The organism is Candidatus Hydrogenedentota bacterium, from assembly GCA_019695095.1.
GTDB lineage: Bacteria > Hydrogenedentota > Hydrogenedentia > Hydrogenedentales > SLHB01 > JAIBAQ01.
This window is the reverse complement of record JAIBAQ010000312.1, coordinates 1-4,628: the sequence shown is the minus strand read 5'-3', so window position 1 is coordinate 4,628 and position 4,628 is coordinate 1. Positions and strand designations below refer to the sequence as shown.

Genomic DNA, 4,628 nt, shown 5'->3' with positions numbered 1-4,628 from the left:
CGATCGCGCGCAGGAAGTCTATTCCCCCGAGCAGGAGCGCCGGATCGAACAGCGCCTGCGCGATCTCGGTTATTTCGAATAACCCCTATTTACGTTCCATGCAGAGAACCTGATTTGTCTCTTTCATGTGGCGCAGCCGCCCTCGGCTGCGATTCTTATCTGCTATCTGACTTCAGTCAATCCCCTCCACCCACTCCCTCCAAAGCCAAGGATACTCGTCCGCAGTCTGAACTAGACCCCTTCGGACAGGATTATCACAGATGTACTCGGCTTTTGCCCTGACACTCTCGGCTACTCTTAAAACGTGGTCCATCGATTCGTCTTGCCACACATGTCCTCTTCGCTTAAGGAATCGGTAGATGGAATGGGCGGAAGCTCCCTTTATCCCGTTCAGTATTTCTTCAAGGCTATACGGCATTCCTTCGTCATCCTGGAGCGGAGTGAATATGAGATCCACATGGTCCGGCATAATCACAGCGGCATGAAGCAGGATCTTGACATTATGATCGTGTAGACAGTGTTTCAGTGCCAAATCACGGACTGGCTCCGGCATACTCCACCGTTGATATGTCACGAACGTGACGAAGAAAGGCCTTTCCGGGTTCTGGATATGCGGCAATCGCCTCCGATAATACGGCGTCACGTATTTGCGAATGCGATTGCCCGGTATCGGTTGTTTCTTGTGTGAATTGGTCACCGTTGACCACCAAGTGCCGGCTCTATGGGCGAGACCGGCTGTGTAACATATATCTGTCGCATTTCAATGAGATACGATTACGCACGCAGGCTACGGCATTCAATCCTGGGAAGACGCAGCCGAGGGCGGCTGCGCCACATTCGACTGATCATTCTCATGGGGCCACCTTCTCACGGCTTTCTGTCTCGAAATTCTTGTCTCAACGTCACAGAAGACATGCCCAATTGTTCTGCCTCTCCCGGGACGACAGTCCTTTTCGAGCTTCCTTTCGTCGATGTGATGCGAACCTCGCCGGTCTCGTCAATGGTGAAAGACTTGGGATATTCCTCAAACAGGGGAGTTGCTTCGCATAGGAACGACGGCGTGCCGGTCTTGGCGCTGTGTGTCAGCTTGAGATTGAAAATGTAGTTGCCATAGGCCTCTTGCGAGTAATTGAAATGGATGAACTGAAGTTTGCTGAGTTCGCTGATGGTTGCGTAGTCGGGTACTCCATCGCCGTCCTCGTCCTTTGCTTGCTCCTCTAAATAGCGTCTCTCGCCTTCGAAGATGTCGCGCAGCGATTGGATGACTTGTCTCTCGTCGGCGTACATTTTCGCGTTCTTCATTTGGTTCCACTGAAGATTTGCACTGAAGACCCAGAACGCGACTCCAAGCAGCACAAAGAGAAACAACCCTGCGAGGATTACCCAGCACCCGGAACGGCGAGTTCTCCGTTCGGGCGGAAAGGCTGTCTGCACATTACCCTGAGAAACTGGCCGTGTATCGGCGCCGAATGGCGGCACTGAGTGGTCTTCGCCAAGCGATGAAGTGTCCGCGTTCGTGCGCGCGAGAAGGGAGCCTTCACTCAGAATCTGCTCCGGCCTGCCGACCGTGGCGAGCACTTTGCGCAGTTGCTCGAGCGTAACGACGGACCCCGATGATTCCTCGGCTTCGCGCTCGATGTGCTCGCGAAGTTCCGCGGCTATCTCGTCGCCATCTTCCCCATCTTGGCGCGCCAGAACGCGCACCTGGGCAAGGTACCCGTCGAGGTATTCTCTGGCATCCGGTGTCCACTCGCTCATGACTGTTCCTCCCCTTCGCTGCGCAGCAATGCCACGCCTCGCGTTAAATCATCCCAGTGGGCGTTCATGGTGGCGCGCATTTTGCGCCCCTCGGCGGATAGCGTGTAGTACTTGCGGACAGGCCCGCTCGTGGATTCGACGAGCCTTGTTTTCACCAGGCCCATGCGCTTCAAGCGTGACATGAGCGGATAGACGGTGCCCTCCGTGACGACCAGCCCCTTGACTTTTGCCAAGTGCTTGACGAGGTCATAGCCGTAGATCTCGCCTTGGGCAAGAAGGTTGAGAATGGACAGTTCCAGCACGCCTCGGCGAAGCTGGGTCGTCCAGTTCTCGACGTCTACAGGTTCGGGTTTGTTGCCCATGTCGAATCTCCGTTACTAAGTGCAGTATAGCACAATGTAGCTTGCGGCACAAGGTACTATGCGCGAGACCATACCGGACACGTTTGCAGTCTTCATAAGATAGTGAACCAGCGGTACATACGGCGTTGATGCAAAGGGGGACGCGCAGGATAAAATGGGCGTTTAGCACGTATGAGGTGGACTCGGACCCGAAGCGATTCGACATGAAGCGCGTTCATGCGATATTGCGGACCACCTATTGGGGAGCGGAACGCAGCTCTAGCGAGGTGGAGTCTACCTGGGCGCGGTCGAATCCGGTATTTGGCGTGTATGCGCAACACCTCGGCGGAACGCAGATGGGGGTGTGCGCGCGTGCTAACCGATGGTCTGACTTTTGGATGGCTCGCGGACGTGGTGATCGCCCCCGAGTTTCGAGGGCAGGGCTTGGGCAAGTTTCTTGTGCAGTGTGTGCTTGAGCACCCGGACTGCGTAAACCTGAAGCAGTTCTTATTGGCGACGCGTGATGCTCACGGGCTGTACACGCCATTCGGCTGGAAGCCTGCCCCGATCCCGCAGAACTACCTTATTCGGTTCGACCCGAATTCGCCGCCGCCCTCGCAAGTTTGCTCATGATCAAAGTGGACCCCCGCCGCACAGTGGCGACGAGGGTCCAAGGAGTTGACGAAGACTTACCGGGCCTGGATCAGCCAGCCGTCCAAACCGAAGTAGAAGCCTGTTGAGGCGGCGTTCTTGCCGACATTCTTCACGGTCAATTTGTGCTCGCCCGCTTTGAGCGAGACTTCAGGGAGCAGTTTCTCACGGTTGGAGATGCTCGGATTGAATTGATCGACGGCCTCGCCAATGGGCGTACCGTCAATTTCGTACTGGAAGATGCCGTAATCATGCGAGCGCGTGTACAGGATCGTCAGTTCGTAGGTGCCATCCGACGGAACCGTCAAGGGGATGGTCAAAACCTGACCTTCGGCTTGGGGCGTCCAGAACAACTGCGCCCCGCTGCTCCAGCCGCCGTCTTGCTTCTGGATGGGGCCAGCGGTAGCCGAAGCGTTCGGAATGGCGGCTTCCGCCTCGACAATCTTCGTGTAGTCATAATTCAGGCGCGCGTACCCAACGGGAATCGGCGCATACGGTACGTGCGGTTCCTTCTGATACCAGAACGCAACCGAAGAGAAATCGTCGGCGCGTTCCCCGTATCCGGAAAGTTGTTTCCCATTCTGATCGAGAACGGGTCCTACGTGTTCGATTTCCGCGCGCAGCGACTTGCTGAAAGTGATTGGATCGGCGAGGTGCCATCGATAGACCGACGTGCGGTTGCCGCGCTGGAATCCTTCAAAGAGGGGCGCGCCGTAGAACGCACCCGCCTGAACACGGAAACCCCAGCCGTCGCAGAAGTAGTCTTCGGTGCCGGTGCCGCGCATGCTCGGTTCTTTTTCTCCGTCGATATAGAAGAAGTCATCGCCTTCACCGAACCAGCTTGCCGTGTTCTGGCGGCAGTTGAGCACCGTTCCCACATAGTGGCCGCGGCCCTTGATGTCCGCAAGCAGATAGCGCTGGCCCATCGTGGCGGGGAATTCCTGGCGGTACATGGCATGAAAATACGCGGTGTTGCGGTGGAGCTTCGGCACTTTCATCCAGTCGATGTAGTAATAGAAGGCATCCGTGCGTTTCTTACCCTCATTGGTGACCGTGAACTTCGCCGATTTCTTGAACGGCATCGGCCAGTAGCAGTTCCGGCCGCGGCCGTCTGACGTCACGCGAACGGGCAGCGAATCGTAGGGCACGTCCATGCCATGGCCCACTCCAAAGAAATCGCCGATGGGACAAACGACCGACGGTTCCGTTTCGCCGTCCCAATAGACGCGCAGGACCAGCAGCCGCGAGTAGCCGCGTTCGGACGACGCGATGGTGTTCCAGATGTGCTGAACGATGCCCGGACCTTCAAGCTCCGCGAGGACGAGCGTCGCGCCCGGTTCAATGGGTCGCGCATCGCCGTTGCCGGTGGCCCAATTCACGTCGCTGGACGAAGCGCGCATCGCGCGGCCATCTTTGAGGCGCGAGATGTCGTCCATGAATCCGGGAAGCGATTCAGCAACTGCCACCGTCGAGATGACGACGGCGAGTAGTCCGAATAGTACCGCTTGAGTTGATCGTGCCATTTTCCCTCCTCCACTCGTGTTGACTGCCCGCCCCCCCGGAAAACACTGCATGCTACCATCCGAAGTGGGGACAGACAAATGGCAGCAGTCCGAATACTGCACCGGGGGTAGATGCACGATTTAGTTTAAGGCGGCATCCTTCCATATCCACACTTCGTGCATCGCCTTTGATTCGCTTTGTGTGTCTTTATCTTTGTCAGGCCGACACACTGCCTATATATAGGCCCCTCCCTTGAAGTCGTGTTCTTGCTTGAGGATGACGTTAACGCAGGCGGGTTTTCCGGAGGCGTAGGCGCGTTGGAGCGCGGGTTGGATTTCGTTGGGGTCTTCGACGAGTTCGCCGTGGCCGCCCATG

Annotated in this window: 5 protein-coding genes; 1 reads left to right on the top strand and 4 read right to left on the bottom strand. The window is 56.8% G+C overall.

The genetic code is table 11. The features are described 5' to 3' along the window. Nucleotides 1–172 precede the first annotated feature (172 nt). The 3 genes from K1Y02_25495 to K1Y02_25485 all read right to left on the bottom strand — a co-directional run bounded on the left by K1Y02_25495 (nucleotide 173) and on the right by K1Y02_25485 (nucleotide 2,120). Entirely contained in the window at nucleotides 173–697 is a 525-nt protein-coding gene (locus tag K1Y02_25495) for a hypothetical protein (protein ID MBX7259736.1), read from the bottom strand. 170 nt (nucleotides 698–867) lie between these two features. After that, nucleotides 868–1,758 (bottom strand): hypothetical protein, encoded by an 891-nt coding sequence (locus tag K1Y02_25490; GenBank protein MBX7259735.1) that lies wholly within the window; start codon nucleotides 1,756–1,758, stop codon nucleotides 868–870. After that, complete coding sequence (locus K1Y02_25485) at nucleotides 1,755–2,120, bottom strand: PadR family transcriptional regulator (GenBank protein ID MBX7259734.1); 366 nt, start codon at nucleotides 2,118–2,120, stop codon at nucleotides 1,755–1,757. Before K1Y02_25485 ends, K1Y02_25490 begins: the two co-directional genes overlap by 4 nt. Nucleotides 2,121–2,336: 216 nt before the next feature. Between K1Y02_25485 and K1Y02_25480 the strand changes: the two genes are divergently transcribed. Further along, the gene (locus tag K1Y02_25480; protein ID MBX7259733.1) at nucleotides 2,337–2,732 is read left to right on the top strand and encodes a GNAT family N-acetyltransferase; all 396 of its coding nucleotides are present in this window, start codon (nucleotides 2,337–2,339) and stop codon (nucleotides 2,730–2,732) included. A 56-nt stretch (nucleotides 2,733–2,788) separates the two neighbouring features. Here K1Y02_25480 and K1Y02_25475 read toward each other — a convergent pair whose 3' ends face one another. Continuing rightward, nucleotides 2,789–4,273, bottom strand: a complete 1,485-nt coding sequence (locus tag K1Y02_25475; GenBank protein MBX7259732.1) for a DUF2961 domain-containing protein — start codon at nucleotides 4,271–4,273, stop codon at nucleotides 2,789–2,791. Between the last annotated feature and the right edge of the window lie 355 nt (nucleotides 4,274–4,628).